Below are 14,677 nucleotides of genomic sequence, written 5' to 3'. Positions count from 1 at the left end.
TGAATTAGAAGTGGAATTGTGCCGAATTCTTTTAGAACCGGGTGCTGTGGCAGGTGTGGAATCACCACCCTTACAAAATCCAACCGATGTCTTTTTTCCTGCCTCTAACTCCCTAGATTTACGTTATCGCACCCAAGCGCGATCGCGTGCCCAAGGAGTTGTGAGTATTGCCCAAATTAACCCAACATCTCGCGCTGATGAAAAAAGTTTATCGAATCTTTCCTATCTGCTTCAGTCGGTTGCCGCACTTTACCCAGCTTTAGAGGGAGATTTAGATGTAGGACAGGTTACATTGCAACCAGAGGACAAGGGAGAAAGAGCCAAACTCTCAAATTACGACTTACTGTTCTTAAATTATCAACAACTTCAATTACTGAAAGAGCGCCAATGGGAGGTATTAAGACAGTATTTAGAAGTCGGTGGGACTCTGTTCGTGGAAGCGCCTACGGAGGGCAGCAATATTAAAGAACTCACGGCTGTTAAGCAAGAGTTACAAAAAGCGATCGCTAATTTAGAACTCAACCCAAACACCCCAGAAGATGCTGAATTGTCAACCCTTCGCCAGGAGTTAAAGACTGAACTCGCCAGCGTCAAAACTGAGCTGGATGAGAAAATTGACCATGTCTCTCTATTATTGAAAGATTTCGCCCAAAGGCTAGGAATGTCTTTAGAATCTCTGGAACGCTTAAACCGAAACCATCCCTTACGGACACAACCCTTTCTATTTTCAGCGCTTCCTACCATTGAAGAACAACCAACGCAAATCTTAATGGGGGGTGGAATCATCTTTGCGATTGGGAATTTATCCTTGGCTTGGGGATTAGATGAAGAACTTGCTCTCCCACGAGAAACCATCCGAACCGCTCAAGAAATGGGGATTAATATCCTGCATTTTGCTTGGCGTCGCAGGCAAATGATGCAGGCGCTACAGATGGAAAGTCAAACTATTCGTCGAGAATCTTCTCCTCCACCTAAGAAGCAGAGAGGATTGAAGAACATCTATGACAAATTGGAGTAAATAAGACGGCTAGATTTTTATGTTGACTAATCTTAAACTCGCTCCAAAATTTACAGTACTTCTCTCCCTGGTATTTATCAGTGCTATTGTCATTAGTGGAGCAACTTTATCACAAACAACCCTGCAAAATGCTGAAGCGGATGTGGCGTATAAAGGTAAGATTATCATGGCAATCATGAACTCTGTGAGAGCCTATACCAACACTGAAATCAATCCTCTCGTAGCACCCAGGGTAGAAACAGCTCCCAAATTTATTCCTCAAGCCATTCCCAGTTACTCGGTGAGGGAAGTCTTTGAAATTCTCCGAAAAGATTCAGCTTATAAAAATTATTTTTACAAAGATGCTGTACTGAATCCTACCAATTTACGGGATTATGTCGATGAATTTGAGGTAGACCTTGTCAAGCAATTTCGGGAAGACCCAAAACTAAAAGATGTATCGGGATTTAGAAATCGATCGGGAGAAGAAGTATTTTATTATGCTCAACCGATTACTATTAAAAAACAGAGTTGCTTACGCTGTCATAGTACACCCGAAGCTGCACCTAAAAGCCAACTCGCAACTTATGGCTCCGAACATGGTTTTGGTTGGGAATTGAATAAAGTTTTGGGTAGCCAAACAATTTATGTTCCTTCTGAAGAAATTTTTGCCGTCGCCCGTCATAATTTATCGTTAGTTATGGGCATTTTTATCGGAATTTTTGCCCTGGTAATTTTGCTAATTAATTATTTGCTGAAGCAGGCTGTGATTCACCCAATTCGACCGATGGCAAGATTAGCCCAGAAAATTAGCAATGAGCAATTCATGATGGAAGAAAATGAAGAGGTCGATTTGGATAGTCTGGAAAAAGTGGCTAAAAAGTCTGACGAATTAGGTCAATTAGCACGGCTCTTCCAGCAGATGGCTCATTCCATTTATGTCCGCGAACAAAGCTTGGCTCAACAATTACAACAAATCCGGAATAAAAGCGACCAAACTCAGGCTCGTACACAAGCGAGAACCAGTGAAATGGCTTACCTTAAATCTTTGCAGGAAAAATCCAAAACGATTAGAAGCAAAACTAAAAGCTCTAGTTGATCAAAATGGCAGATAATCCCATCAGTATTAAAGTCTCCGCGCAGGTGCTGAAATTCAGACCCGGTGGCCCACCTGCGACCTTTGAAGTGACCGTTGATAATGATAGCGATCGCTTTGCTTCATTTCAATTAGAAGTCGTAGCGGCTGGCACGGATTCTGCTCCGAATTTTCGCTGGTACACCCTCTCCCCGGAAGTCAGTTCCAAAAAACCCCCAGGAGATAGTACCAAATTCCTGGTAACGATTACCGATACACCCGTACCCGGCTTTGCTGGCATGATGAACCTCACCGTGCGGGTTTTCTCCCTAGAACTCCGGGATGAGGAACGGCAAGTCCTGCGTCTTTATGTGCAAGAGGGTACAGGATCGAAACCGCTAAAAATTGACCTGCCGGTGCGAAAATTTCAGGCGGAACCCGGAGCACAGGTGGAAATCCCTGTCCGTCTGCTGAACCCCAATCAACAGACGGCGGATGTCTTACTCAGTTTTTTGGGGGTGGAACCATCTTGGTTGCTTAAGGGTGCCGAACAACGGTTGCAATTAGACCCAGGCGAACAAACTGAGGTAATCTTTGCCTGTCAACCTCCAGATGCGATCGCTCTATCTCCCTGTAACATATACCCGTTTACCATTGAGGCAACCCATCACAAAGGAACTGTGGTTCGCGACCAAGGAACCCTTGAGGTTCTGCCGACAGGCTATCTGGATTTTAGTTGTACCCCTCAGCAGCAGACTATCCCAGCCAAGGGGAGCAAGCGCTTCAGGCGTCGCACAGAACCGGTAGCTTATGAACTCCAATTTGAGAATGCTAGTAATTTATGCTCCTCTGCCAGTGTGCAAATTCAGGGTAAGGATTGGCAGAAATGTAAATTAGAGGTAATTCCGCCAGAGACGGAACTTCGTCCCGGTGAGACGAGCACAGCTGTTTTGTTAGTCAATAAAGTGCGTCATCGGTGGGGTATCCGAGAAAAACTGCTGTTGGAAGTCACCGCTATTTTGTCAGATCGGCGGTTAGATTTACGCAATGATACCCAAACTCTGGAATTACGCGTCCTGCCCATTATCCCCTTTGGGTTGCAAATCCTGGGAGGACTGCTGCTACTCCTGCTATTATTTCTATTGTTTCGACCGTTTGAGGGACACACGGCGGCGGTTACCTCTGTGCGCTTCAATGGATTAGCCGATCGCGTGATTAGTGGTTCTTCTGATCAAACCATCCGCCGTTGGAGTGTTCAAGGGAATCGGCTAAAACCGATGGGAGTGTTTGCACGGACGGGTAAAGCGGTGCGTGTCGTGCGTTTTAAACCGGTGAACAACGACATCATCGCCGCCGGATTGGAGAATGGGGAGATTCAACTGTGGGATGTGTTGGGGAATCGGAAGGAACCGTTAGAGTTCTTCTTTAATGAGAGAGATGACCGAGTCTTAGATTTGGAGTTTACGAAAGACTCGCGCTACCTATTTAGCAGTCACGGTAGTGGTTTAATCTTGGCGTGGGACTTGGAAGGTGACCCCTCAAATTCTTTGAGCGATCGCAAAAAACCTCTCGCTAAGCTCAAATCTGACTTTGCTGTCTATGATTTGGCGGTAGTGGGTACAGGCGGAACCAATTTAGCGATTGGCGGACGGTACAACCGATTAGTCGTGTGGGATATTAAGTCCAACCAAATCCGCCGCGTCCCCTATCGGCAAGGCGACCAAAATAGTTATATCCAGAGTCTTGCCGTCGCTGCCGATCAGCCAAATTTGATGGCAACGGCTGATAATCAGGGAAACATCACTCTCTGGGATATGCGGCAATGTTTAGCAAAGGATACTAAGTGTGAAATTCTAGATGAATGGTCAACTGGTCATGGTGGTAAACCCGTGCGTTCTGTGAACCTTAGCAAAGATGGTTGCTACTTAGCCAGTGCTGGGGATGATGGACGAGAGATGCTTTGGCCTTTGACGAGGGATGGTAAACGCGACCTTAAATTCTTAAATGGCAGAAAACTGGATCAGTTTCCGACAAAAATTAATGATGTGAATCTGATTTTACGGGGGGAAGATATTCTCGTGGTGAGTGGCAGTGATGATCATGGGGTGAGGTTGCGTCGTGAGGAAAAGAGTAATACAGGTTGTCGGTAGATGGGGTGGGAAGTTTGGTTTTAACTAACCACAGAGGCACAGAGAACGCAGAGGAGGAGAGGAAGAAATAGGAAGAGAAAAAGAGGGGTTGGTTTTTTGCCTGTTGAGCAGGGAAGGTGACGGAATATAGAGAATTCTCTCTCAAGCGGAGCGATTGCCCGATAGGAGCACTCGTGAAGCGGTTCGCGAATTACCACAGAAGCCAGGAGTGACAGCGATGGCGAGGAAAACGCCAGATTTCGGTTCTATAGGGACAGAACGCCAAGAGGATAAAGGTCTGAGCATGGCCGATATCCTCATGTTGCCTGATGCTCAACGGCGGGTTGTGCAATGGATGATGCGTCAGGGAGACTGCGCGTTGCACGATGTCGCGGCGAATACGGAGCAGGATGAGGGAGATGCTGCGATCGCACTGTACGATTTGATGGAGCAGGGCTATGTCCAGGAAATAGAAGTAGATGGTGAGACACTCTACCGAATTCGCCTTGCTTCTAAAGAAGGCATCAAGCAGTTACCTCAAACCATTCAGCAAGCGTTAGCGCCGGGTAAACCTCTTGCGGTTATCCCTAATCCATCGGGAGATTATGCCGTCATCGCTGGGTCAACCTTTGAGCTGTGTGTCACTGTCAGTAATAAGGGGAATCAGAGTGCCTTAATCGACATCTATATAGATGAAGTGTCGCAGATGCTGCGTCAGTGGTGTGATTCGCCTTTTGAGCGGCTGGCGTTAAGCTCCAAATCCACGAGTGAGGTGGTGTTTCAGTTTCAGGTACCACCGCAAACGTTACCGGGGACTTTTCACTACCAGCTTGTCGTAGATGCGCCGCAGCATTATCCGGAAGATACTCCGATTCGTTACTCCCAGCGCCTCCAAGTTTTGTCGGCGATTGAGGATGCGGTAACGGTTAGCGACCCCACGTTTACGGTTATCCCCGCGACGAGTTCTGTTGCACCCCTTGTCGTCCAACCGGGACAACCGCTACAAGTTACGGTTTTAGTAGATAACCGCTCTGACCGGGTAGACCGTTTTTGGCTAAGTTGTTCGGATTTGCAGGAAAGTTGGTTTACGGTACGCTATCCCGAAGGCTTACAGTTACCGGGTTTAGTGACGGCGAGTGATGGGTTAGACCTCAACCCCGGTGCTAAGGGCGAAATTGTGCTGCTGTTGCACCCGCCACTCAATGCGTTAGCGGGGAATTACTTTGCTACCCTCCGCTTACAATCTGCCAACCATCTGGATGCAGTGCTGCTGGATGTCATCTACCTCCAGGTTCTCCCGGTTTACCTGATTACAGTTGAGCTTCGCACGCTCTTGGGTCAGGTGAAACGGTCGGCTGGACTATTTGAAGTCCGGTTAACGAATGCGGGGAATACGGAGCGAAACATTATCGTCCGCACGATTAGTTTTGATGAAGACAACCTGTGTACTTATACCTTGGAGCCGGTTGAGGTACTAATACTGCCAGGAACGGTGGGGATTGTTGCCCTAGAGGTAGAACCGACCCAGTGGTGGCGTCGTCCGATCTATGGGGGTGGCAGACTGATCCACTTTGGGGTCGAACTCGAAGACCCAAAGTTGCTGCCTGTGCCGAACGATTTACCCCAAGGCGCTTTGCTGTGGGAACCCCGTCCTTGGTGGCAGTTTCTGCTGGTGTTGTTAGCTGGGGTGGGGATGCTGGCGGCGATCGCATTTCTGATTTGGTGGCTGTTTTTTCGACCCCCTGCTCCTCCCAAGATTGTGGAGTTCTCCTCAGATAACCCAGCTTACCAAGAAGCAGAGGGTGATTTTGTTCAGCTCAATTGGCAAATTCGTAACCCCCGACAAATTCAGGCGATCGCATTAACGGGTCAGTCACCGGATGGGTCAGCTCCTGTGCAACCTGTCACTTACGATTTCAGCAAAGGTGTTCCCAACCAACTCAAAGAATTTTGCATCATCCGGGCCGTGCTAATTTGCAAACATGTCCGAACGGAAGCACGGCAACCGGGAAATTATGTATTTGAACTTAAAGTATTTTCTAAGCGAAAAAAAGACGCACCTGTCGATTCTGTAAAAACCAATACAGTTAAAATTCAATCGGTTGCATCCCCAAAAATTAGCGAATTTTTTTCAACAAAACCCATTTATCAAGAGGCCAGTGTTAGCAGTAAGGGCGCTGCTTCTGGACCCACCCAGAAGCCCGGAGTTAATTCTCCAGGTGGGGATATGATTCTTCTGAATTGGAAGATTAACAACCCGGAACAACTCAAAGAATTAAGACTTATTGCTCGATTACCAGATGGCTCAGCCGTAAGTGGATTGCGACCTTTTAACTTCAGCCAAGGAATTCCCAAGGAACTACAAGAATTTTGTAAACTGCCCCAGGAACTAATTTGTAAAAATCTACCGACAGGAATTCGTAAACCCGGTGATTATATTTTTGAACTGATAGCCATACCCAAAAAAGGAGAGGGAGAAAAGCCAATCTCAACCAAAACAGATACGATTAAAATTCTACCGAATATCGTACCGATTAAAATTGTCGCTTTCAAAGTAAATGGCAAGGAGGCAGCCGGTAAATATTTAGTTCCGATTAATCCAGAAAAACCAATCAGACCCCTCGTTTTAACCTGGCAAGTAGAGGGAGGGAAAGATATGAAAGTTGAGATTCTGCCTGCGCCTGGAACGGTTCCGCCTGTGGGTGCGATCGCATATCCCTTAAGTCAGCAACCTTCTAGTGAAACCGTAACACTAAAAGTCACCAATGGGACGGGTCAGGAATTCAGCCGCTCGGTTACATTTGAAACACTGATTCCCCCCAAACCGGAACCGTCTGCCACACCATCAGCACCGTCTCAAAAAATACCCACGCGCCCTTCAGGACTCCCCACGCTTCCCGCAACACCTCTCGTACTCCCCCCTCCTCCAGGGTTATCTGTTCCCTCCGAATCACCCAATGCTGGAGGCACTTCACCTGCTGCGTCACCAGGCAGTTCGCCCTCAGCCTCCCCTGGAGGTACTCCACCCTCCTCCCCAGAGGGTTCGCCATCACCATCTCCTACCGCGTCACCCTCACTTTCTCCAAACGGTTCGCCGTCACCCTCCGATCCGGATACCCTCTCCCCCTCTGAACTCCCGCCTCGCTTTGATTGATGTTGGCAGTAGCATTTAAACGACGTTGCGTAATGCATTCTGATTAGAGGCTGTGGTGGGTTACGGCTAACGCCTAACCCACCCTACAAACTTTACGGGAATCGGAATCTCAAAGTCCCCCAAAATTGGGGGATTTAGGGGGCATTTCAGGATTTATGCAAGAGATGACCATGAGCCTTCAGCTCACAACCAAGAATGAAAGTAGACTTTCAAGCTCTCTGAAAATAGGGGAATAATTGAGAGAGGATGAGGAAACAAAAATGCTAACGTCAACTCTTGCTAAAGACAAATTTTCATTAGACGATTTTGTGGCAAGTCCTCCCGACAGGATGGAATGGGTGGATGGACAACTCATAGAGAAAAATGGCATGACACTCAGGCACGGTGAACTTCAGTTAAGGCTGGGTCGTTATTGGGAGAATTACAAAGAGTCCAGCGGACAAGGTGGAAAAGTTTACACCGATGTGCCTTGCCGTACTAATAAACAAGGACGCTCTCCTGATGTCGCTTATCTTACGCCTGAATTGGTAGCACAGTTTGGGAATTCTGCTACTTTGCCCCAGAGTTTTCCCTTATGTGCTGAGATTGTTTCACCTACAGATATCGCTGAAGATGTGTTGCTAAAAGCGCAGGAATATTTAGAATCTGGGGGTGAAGAAGTTTGGTTGGTATTTCCTGAGAGTCGATGGGTGATGGTTATTACTGAAAATCAAGGTTTGATGTTTAAATCGGGTCAAGTGGTTAGTACGCAAAAAGTTTTAAAAGGTTTTAGTGTACCAATAGACGATTTGTTTGCTTAAAAATAAGGAAATAATTTACAAGTTAAGCATAATTGGAGATAGCAATGTCTGTACAATTACTAAGACGTAAATTCACAGTTGAACAATACCACAAAATGGTTGATTCGGGTATTCTATCTGAGAATGACCGGGTAGAACTAATAAGAGGCGAGATAGTTGAGATGTCACCCATTGGCAGAAGACACGCTGCATCGATATTGGCTTTTCCTGATGTGAAAATTAATATTAATGAGGTATTGGGACAGTAAGGAAAGTATTGGCGATCGCAAAAGTTCTCGCTCTTTTCTCGAAGGGGTTGCTGAAATTTGGTTGGGTAGGATGCGGTATTGATGGGGGTTTGCGATCGCGGTGGGACGGTAATGTAGTAGAGCTGTTCAGCAAACCCTCAGCCAATCCTCCCTGCAATTTGGTAGGCTAACACAAAGCGGTTTTGGGAACCTTAGAAGCTGTGGATATTCAAATTGGGCGGGGTAAGAGTGCTCGCCGAGCCTACGGAATTGATGAAATTGCTCTGTGTCCGGGGACTAGAACCCTAGACCCCAGTTTGGCGGATACTCGCTGGCGCATTGGCGGTATTGAACGGGAAATCCCCATTATCGCTAGTGCAATGGATGGGGTAGTAGATGTCCGCATGGCAGTTATGTTGTCCCAGCTTGGGGCGCTGGGTGTTCTCAATTTAGAGGGCATTCAAACTCGTTATGCTGACCCGTTGCCAATCCTAGAACGCATTGCTTCAGTGGGAAAGACGGAGTTTGTCACCCTCATGCAGGAACTTTATGCTGAGCCAATTAAGCCGGAACTGATTACCCAGCGAATTCGGGAAATCAAAGAGCAAGGCGGCATTGCAGCAGTGAGTGCGACGCCTGCGGGTGCGATGAAATATGGTGAGATTGTAGGTAAAGCCGGTGCTGATTTACTCTTTGTTCAGGCAACGGTTGTTTCAACCGCTCACCTTTCGCCTGAATCAATCACCCCTCTCGATTTGGCTCAGTTCTGCCAAGAGATGCCGATGCCGGTGGTTTTGGGGAATTGCGTGACTTATGACGTGACCCTTAATTTAATGAAAGCGGGTGCAGCAGCTGTATTGGTAGGTATTGGCCCCGGTGCAGCTTGTACCTCTCGCGGCGTCTTGGGTGTGGGTGTCCCTCAGGCCACTGCGATCGCAGACTGTGCGGCTGCCCGTGACGATTACTATAAGGAGACGGGGAATTATGTCCCTGTGATTGCCGATGGAGGTTTAGTTACAGGTGGTGACATTTGCAAATGCATTGCCTGTGGAGCCGATGGCGTGATGATTGGTTCGCCTTTTGCCCGTGCTCAAGAAGCACCCGGACGAGGGTTCCATTGGGGAATGGCTACACCTAGCCCCGTTTTACCACGCGGCACGCGCATCCAAGTGGGTAGCACGGGTACTTTAGAGCAAATTCTTGTGGGACCCGCTCAACTCGATGACGGCACCCATAACCTTTTGGGAGCCCTAAAAACGAGCATGGGTACCTTAGGAGCCAAAAATCTGAAGGAAATGCAGCAAGTTGAAGTCGTGATTGCCCCCTCTCTGCTGACTGAGGGTAAAGTATACCAGAAAGCTCAGCAGTTAGGAATGGGTAAATAGTTGGCGTACAGGCCAATAGCTTCCTGTCTCGGAAGCTTGCTCACTGTGGCTTATGACGTCATGGTTTAAAAAAGTCAATCACCCTAAGGCTTACGCCGATCGTTAAAAATTTCCGGTATCCCTTGAGGAGCCCTAGAAAAACTATTGCTGTCGCTTACAATAGAGAGAGCGGAGACGCATGTTTCCGTTCACTCCTCACACCACACTCCGCCCGACTACGTTCGGGCGGTTCCTTTTTGGGTAAGAGTCTGGCATGGTTTCTAAAAATCATCAAAGGCTGTTCTTGAGATTTATGTCTAAATATATACCGTTTTCGATATATTACTGGTGTTTTTGCTGTGGTAGAATTCCATAGATACATAGAACAAAGTACACGCAAGGATTTCCAGGCATGTCAGCAGCCTTACAAGTTACAGACGCCAGCTTTAAGCAAGACGTACTTGAAAGTGACATTCCCGTCTTAGTTGATTTTTGGGCTCCCTGGTGCGGGCCCTGCCGAATGGTTGCGCCTGTCGTGGATGAAATTGCGCAGCAGTACGAAGGCAAAGTCAAGGTCGTTAAGCTCAACACAGACGAGAATCCCAATGTCGCCAGCCAGTACGGTATACGCAGCATCCCAACCTTAATGATTTTCAAGGGAGGTCAGCGCGTAGATATGGTAGTGGGAGCAGTTCCCAAGACCACTTTGGCGAATACCTTGGAAAAATACATCTAAAAATTCGTAATTCGTAATTGATGTTCAGATGGAAATTTAACCCTACCTGAACATGATTGATATTCCTTAGGTCGGGAGCGACGATCATTCTTTAATTACGAAGTACGTAGCTTGCTTCTCGTGTAGCAAGTATTCCTAATTACGAATTAGGGTGACGCTCAGTTCTGTTTGAGGGACTTACGCAAAAAAATATCCCGCTATCTCAGGTCGGGTGAGCATACAGCTCGCCCGTAACCAGTGGTTTGTAGTGTCGTTGGTTACACAAAATGAGGTAACTCGAACTTTTTGGAAAAGCCCTTAGCCCAGTGGGGCGCGATACAGCACCAGCGATCTCAACATTTCTAGTCATCGCATTCTTCTAGATTACAGGCTAGCTTTTATAGATGCACCTTGCTTAGCAACGACTGTTTGCCATGCCGTAGGTTTTGCGCTAGGCCAATCAAACTGTACGCCTGTACACTCCTACAGGGCGGGCAAGATGCCCACCCTACAAGATTTCTATTTATGCAACAAGACAAGAATTTATCAAGGGGGATTTAGTATTCCATACTACAGGAGGTTCCCAGGCTCTTGAGAATCTCGATACAATAGAGTGCCGTAGGTTAATGAAGTTATGACTCAATCTCCTTCTGACCCTGCCATTAAGTCACTTCAAACGCAATTAACGGCACTGGTAGAGAAACTGCCCCATCTAAAACATGGAAAATGGATTCAACGGGCGCTATCCCTGATAGTTCGTTTGGCTGGGGAGGAGATTGATCGCTTAGACTGGAAAATCTTAACCGCTTCCATTCAGGATATGGAGCGAGCGTTTCAAGTTTTTTATCCCTACAGGCATGTTCGGAAAGTTACAATCTTCGGTTCCGCCCGCATAGCTCACGATACCCCAGAATATAAGCTGGCAGCTGAGTTTGCCCGTTATTTAGCGCAGCAGGGATTTATGGTGATGACCGGTGCTGGGGGTGGCATTATGGAAGCAGGGCATGAAGGCGCGGGTCCGGAAATGTCTTTTGGACTGAATATTCACCTGCCGTTCGAGCAAGGAGCGAATCCTATTATTCAAGGCGACCCCAAACTGATTAATTACAAGTATTTCTTTACACGCAAGCTCTTCTTTCTGAGGGAAAGTGATGCGATTGGTCTATTTCCAGGTGGCTTTGGTACCCAGGATGAAGCCTTTGAGTGTTTAACCCTTTGCCAAACTGGGCGCTCCGGGCCAATCCCTGTAGTGTTAATCGATAAACCCGGTGGAGGCTACTGGCAAGACTGGGATGCTTATGTTCGCAAGCATTTAATCCAAAGGAGGTTAATCAGTCCTGAAGATTGTGGTCTTTATACTGTCACCGATGATTTAAATGTGGCTTACGAGGCGATCGATAGCTTCTACCGACTCTATCACTCCAGCCGCTATGTGGGCGATCTATTTGTCATTCGCCTCAAATCCGAGCTATCGGATGACCAAGTTGAACAGCTCAATGAGAATTTTAGCGACATCTTGGTTAAGGGACGGATTCAAAAAAGTAAGGCTTTACCTCAAGAATTACCCGATGAAACGGCTGATCTACCTCGCTTAGTCTTTTACTTCAACCAACGAGACTTCGGGCGTTTATACCAGTTACTCGCCACCATTAGCAAGATGGGGGCTTCTTCTCCAGAAGCGAGTCATCCAGAACTTAAATAGGTTGAAGGTTAGAAGGTTGAATGTTGAAGGTAACAATGCGTCAACTTCTTGCCAACTTCCGACCTGCCCGCTTTACCCACTAATCTAATGGCAGTAGAATCTGAAATTCTGTACCCAGCTCAGGCTGAGAATGTAATAGTAATTCTCCCCTATGTTTTTGTGTAACGATCTGATGGCTAATCGTTAAACCTAAGCCAGTTCCCTTGCCCACTGGCTTAGTGGTGAAGAACATTTCAAAAATCCGCTGTTGAATTTCGGGGGGCATCCCAGAACCATTATCAGCAATTCTTACTGACAGCCACTCAGTATCTGTCCTTTCCACAATTTCGGTGTGAATCTCAACCTGAGGTTGCCATATCATCACATCAGTACCTTGCTCAGATCGCTTATCCGTGAGGGCATCAATGGCATTGCTGATGAGATTCATGAACACTTGACTCAGCTGACCTGAGTAACAATTAACTAACGGAATATCTTCATAATTTCTAATAATTTTAACACTCGACTTGTTAATTCGATTATTTAAAATAATTAAAGTATTCTCAATACATTCATGAATATCTGCTAACTGACGCTTTGTTTCACTCAAATGGGAGAAGTATTGCAAGCCTCCTACAATTTTTGTGAGTCGCTCTGACCCCGCTCCCATACTGTTCAAAATTTTGGGTAAATCTTCCAGGATAAAATCAATATCAGAGTCTTGTTTTAGCTCAGCTAGACTATGCGATATGTCGGTTATCTCACTTTCATAGGCTGACAAAACTGCTAGAAGCCTCTCACAGTAGTTAGAAAGAAATTCAAAATTACAGGTAATGCAGCCAACCGGATTTTTTATCTCATGGGCAATACTGGCTAGCATTTGTCCCAAACTTGCCATTTTTTCAGTTTGAATGAGCTGAGCTTGAGTTTGTTCATTTAGCAGTTGGGTTGTTAACTCATGAATGTGTGACTGAGCCACTAATAACTGATGCACATCCAGTAAGCGGTATGTTCCCACTGCCAATTCAACTACAATGGGTTCGTTGAGCATTTCAGCAGGGCGTTGTAACGAACGGCGAGCGGCTTCCACAATCGGCATTTCGCCTTGGAGTTTCAAAACTTCTGCACTGGCAAAACGATACAACGAATGGAGAGGACGCTTCAAGAACAGTTCCAGTCCATAGGGACGGCTCATCTGTTCTAAAAAGCGACGCCGTGAGATCATGCCAACAAGCTGACTCTGTTCTGTGAGAATGACTCCGGGCAGCAACGGATTCTCGTGAAAGATCTGAGCAACTTCTTTACCTGGATGAGAACATTCAACTTGACAATCGTAGAGTGAGAGGTCTTGCAGTGTTGACTCCAGACGAAGATTGTAACTTTTGGGTTGGGGAGAGACTGGTAACTTCGTGTAGGGCTCCTTTAAGGCAACCATAAGAAAATCCACTAGATTGACATCATCTATATAAGATTCAACAATTTTTTATCTTTAATTTAATATGCAATTTTGATGATTAAAGCAAGCTCCAATTTAATAGAGCATCTTCAACAACTTAACTCGTTATAACCTATAAAGTTACTAACTATAGGTTAAATTTTGGTTATCCTTAATGAGAACGTTTTTGTCTTAATAAAAAATAAAAAATATACAAAAATGAAAAAGAAACTTTATAGAAGCCAAGAGCTGGAACTGAGCTTCTAAGTTTCAAATAGTAGTTGAGACAGACGCCCAGACGCGGGGACACGGAGACACGAAGAAAATGAATCTGCTACGTATGAATGCAACTTCTAAGAAACACTTTCTGAAACCCTGACGCTAAGGGAATTCTACCTCCTAGTGTTTCTTGTCGCCTTCACGAGCGCAATCGCTCATGAACAGCTTGGTATGATCACCTACCCTAAATGCCGTTGTACAGTCCCACAAACTGATTCTGCTCTGTGACAATGACTCTTGGCAGCACGGATTGTCGTGGAAGGTTTAAGCAACTGCCTGAACCGGATGAGAACATTCAACTTGAAAATCGTATAGTGATAGTTCTCGGAGTATTGATTCTAGATAATGACGTTCAGCTATGATGTTGCAACTTTTCTCAATTTATCCGTGTCAGGGAGTGCATTAATTGAATTAAGAGTAATATTCTTTTTCGATAAAATGGCGAAGCTTGCCTTCATCCAGGGAAAAATACCATCAGATAAGCCGAACGCATGAATCAGTTGAACAACGCCTTTACTCTATTCTTGAGTTTGCTGGTCGAGGCTATTCCTTTCTTGCTCCTAGGAGTTTTGCTCTCTAGCTTACTGCTATTTTTGGTCGAGGATGAGCGCAAGTTGATGGCAGCTTTGCCTCGAAACCCATTGCTAGGAGCGATTGTGGGCAGTTTTGGGGGTCTTGTCTTCCCAGTGTGTGAGTGTGGCAATGTGCCAGTGGCGAGGCGTCTGTTGCTTCAAGGTGCACCCACTCCCGTAGCGCTTGGGTTTTTGCTGGCATCACCCACTATTAATCCGATTGTTATTGTTTCAACCTATGTCGCCTTT

11 protein-coding genes and 1 pseudogene are annotated in these 14,677 nt (G+C 46.2%); 11 read left to right on the top strand and 1 reads right to left on the bottom strand.

Features of this window, described 5'->3' with window-relative positions:
• The 10 genes and pseudogenes from V6C93_RS03410 to V6C93_RS03370 form a co-directional block, all read left to right on the top strand.
• The coding region (locus V6C93_RS03410; RefSeq protein ID WP_333475241.1) for a DUF4159 domain-containing protein at positions 1-1,018 on the top strand (1,018 nt) is incomplete at its 5' end.
• A gap of 19 nt (positions 1,019-1,037) precedes the next feature.
• Positions 1,038-2,096, top strand: a complete 1,059-nt coding sequence (locus tag V6C93_RS03405; protein WP_333475240.1) for a c-type heme family protein — start codon at positions 1,038-1,040, stop codon at positions 2,094-2,096.
• Between the two features lie 5 nt (positions 2,097-2,101).
• The gene (locus V6C93_RS03400; protein ID WP_333475239.1) at positions 2,102-4,222 is read left to right on the top strand and encodes a WD40 repeat domain-containing protein; all 2,121 of its coding nucleotides are present in this window, start codon (positions 2,102-2,104) and stop codon (positions 4,220-4,222) included.
• A 217-nt stretch (positions 4,223-4,439) separates the two neighbouring features.
• A complete protein-coding gene (locus V6C93_RS03395) occupies positions 4,440-7,355 on the top strand; it encodes a hypothetical protein (protein WP_333475238.1) in 2,916 nt (971 codons plus the stop codon).
• 260 nt (positions 7,356-7,615) lie between these two features.
• The gene (locus V6C93_RS03390; RefSeq protein ID WP_333475237.1) at positions 7,616-8,155 is read left to right on the top strand and encodes a Uma2 family endonuclease; all 540 of its coding nucleotides are present in this window, start codon (positions 7,616-7,618) and stop codon (positions 8,153-8,155) included.
• A gap of 44 nt (positions 8,156-8,199) precedes the next feature.
• Positions 8,200-8,352: pseudogene (locus V6C93_RS38070) on the top strand (Uma2 family endonuclease); the annotation flags it as partial.
• A 59-nt stretch (positions 8,353-8,411) separates the two neighbouring features.
• Positions 8,412-8,573 carry a hypothetical protein gene (locus V6C93_RS03385; RefSeq protein WP_333475236.1) on the top strand — a complete coding sequence of 54 codons (162 nt, stop codon included), beginning with the start codon at positions 8,412-8,414 and terminating at the stop codon, positions 8,571-8,573.
• A 30-nt stretch (positions 8,574-8,603) separates the two neighbouring features.
• Entirely contained in the window at positions 8,604-9,767 is a 1,164-nt protein-coding gene (locus V6C93_RS03380) for a GuaB3 family IMP dehydrogenase-related protein (protein ID WP_333475242.1), read from the top strand.
• 391 nt (positions 9,768-10,158) lie between these two features.
• The gene (trxA, locus tag V6C93_RS03375; RefSeq protein ID WP_333475235.1) at positions 10,159-10,482 is read left to right on the top strand and encodes a thioredoxin; all 324 of its coding nucleotides are present in this window, start codon (positions 10,159-10,161) and stop codon (positions 10,480-10,482) included.
• A 613-nt stretch (positions 10,483-11,095) separates the two neighbouring features.
• Positions 11,096-12,163, top strand: coding sequence for an LOG family protein (locus tag V6C93_RS03370; protein ID WP_333475234.1), 1,068 nt, complete (start codon positions 11,096-11,098; stop codon positions 12,161-12,163).
• 79 nt (positions 12,164-12,242) lie between these two features.
• Here the strand turns inward: V6C93_RS03370 and V6C93_RS03365 are convergent, their stop codons facing one another.
• Entirely contained in the window at positions 12,243-13,577 is a 1,335-nt protein-coding gene (locus tag V6C93_RS03365; protein ID WP_333475233.1) for a sensor histidine kinase, read from the bottom strand.
• Between the two features lie 770 nt (positions 13,578-14,347).
• On the opposite strand from V6C93_RS03365, the gene V6C93_RS03360 reads away from it, so the two are divergent.
• The coding region (locus V6C93_RS03360) for a permease (RefSeq protein WP_333475232.1) at positions 14,348-14,677 on the top strand (330 nt) is incomplete at its 3' end.

Origin of the sequence: Allocoleopsis sp., assembly GCF_036703385.1 — a bacterium.
Lineage (GTDB): Bacteria > Cyanobacteriota > Cyanobacteriia > Cyanobacteriales > Coleofasciculaceae > Allocoleopsis.
The sequence above is the reverse complement of the archived record's forward strand: the minus strand, read 5'-3'. Positions and strand labels throughout refer to the sequence as shown.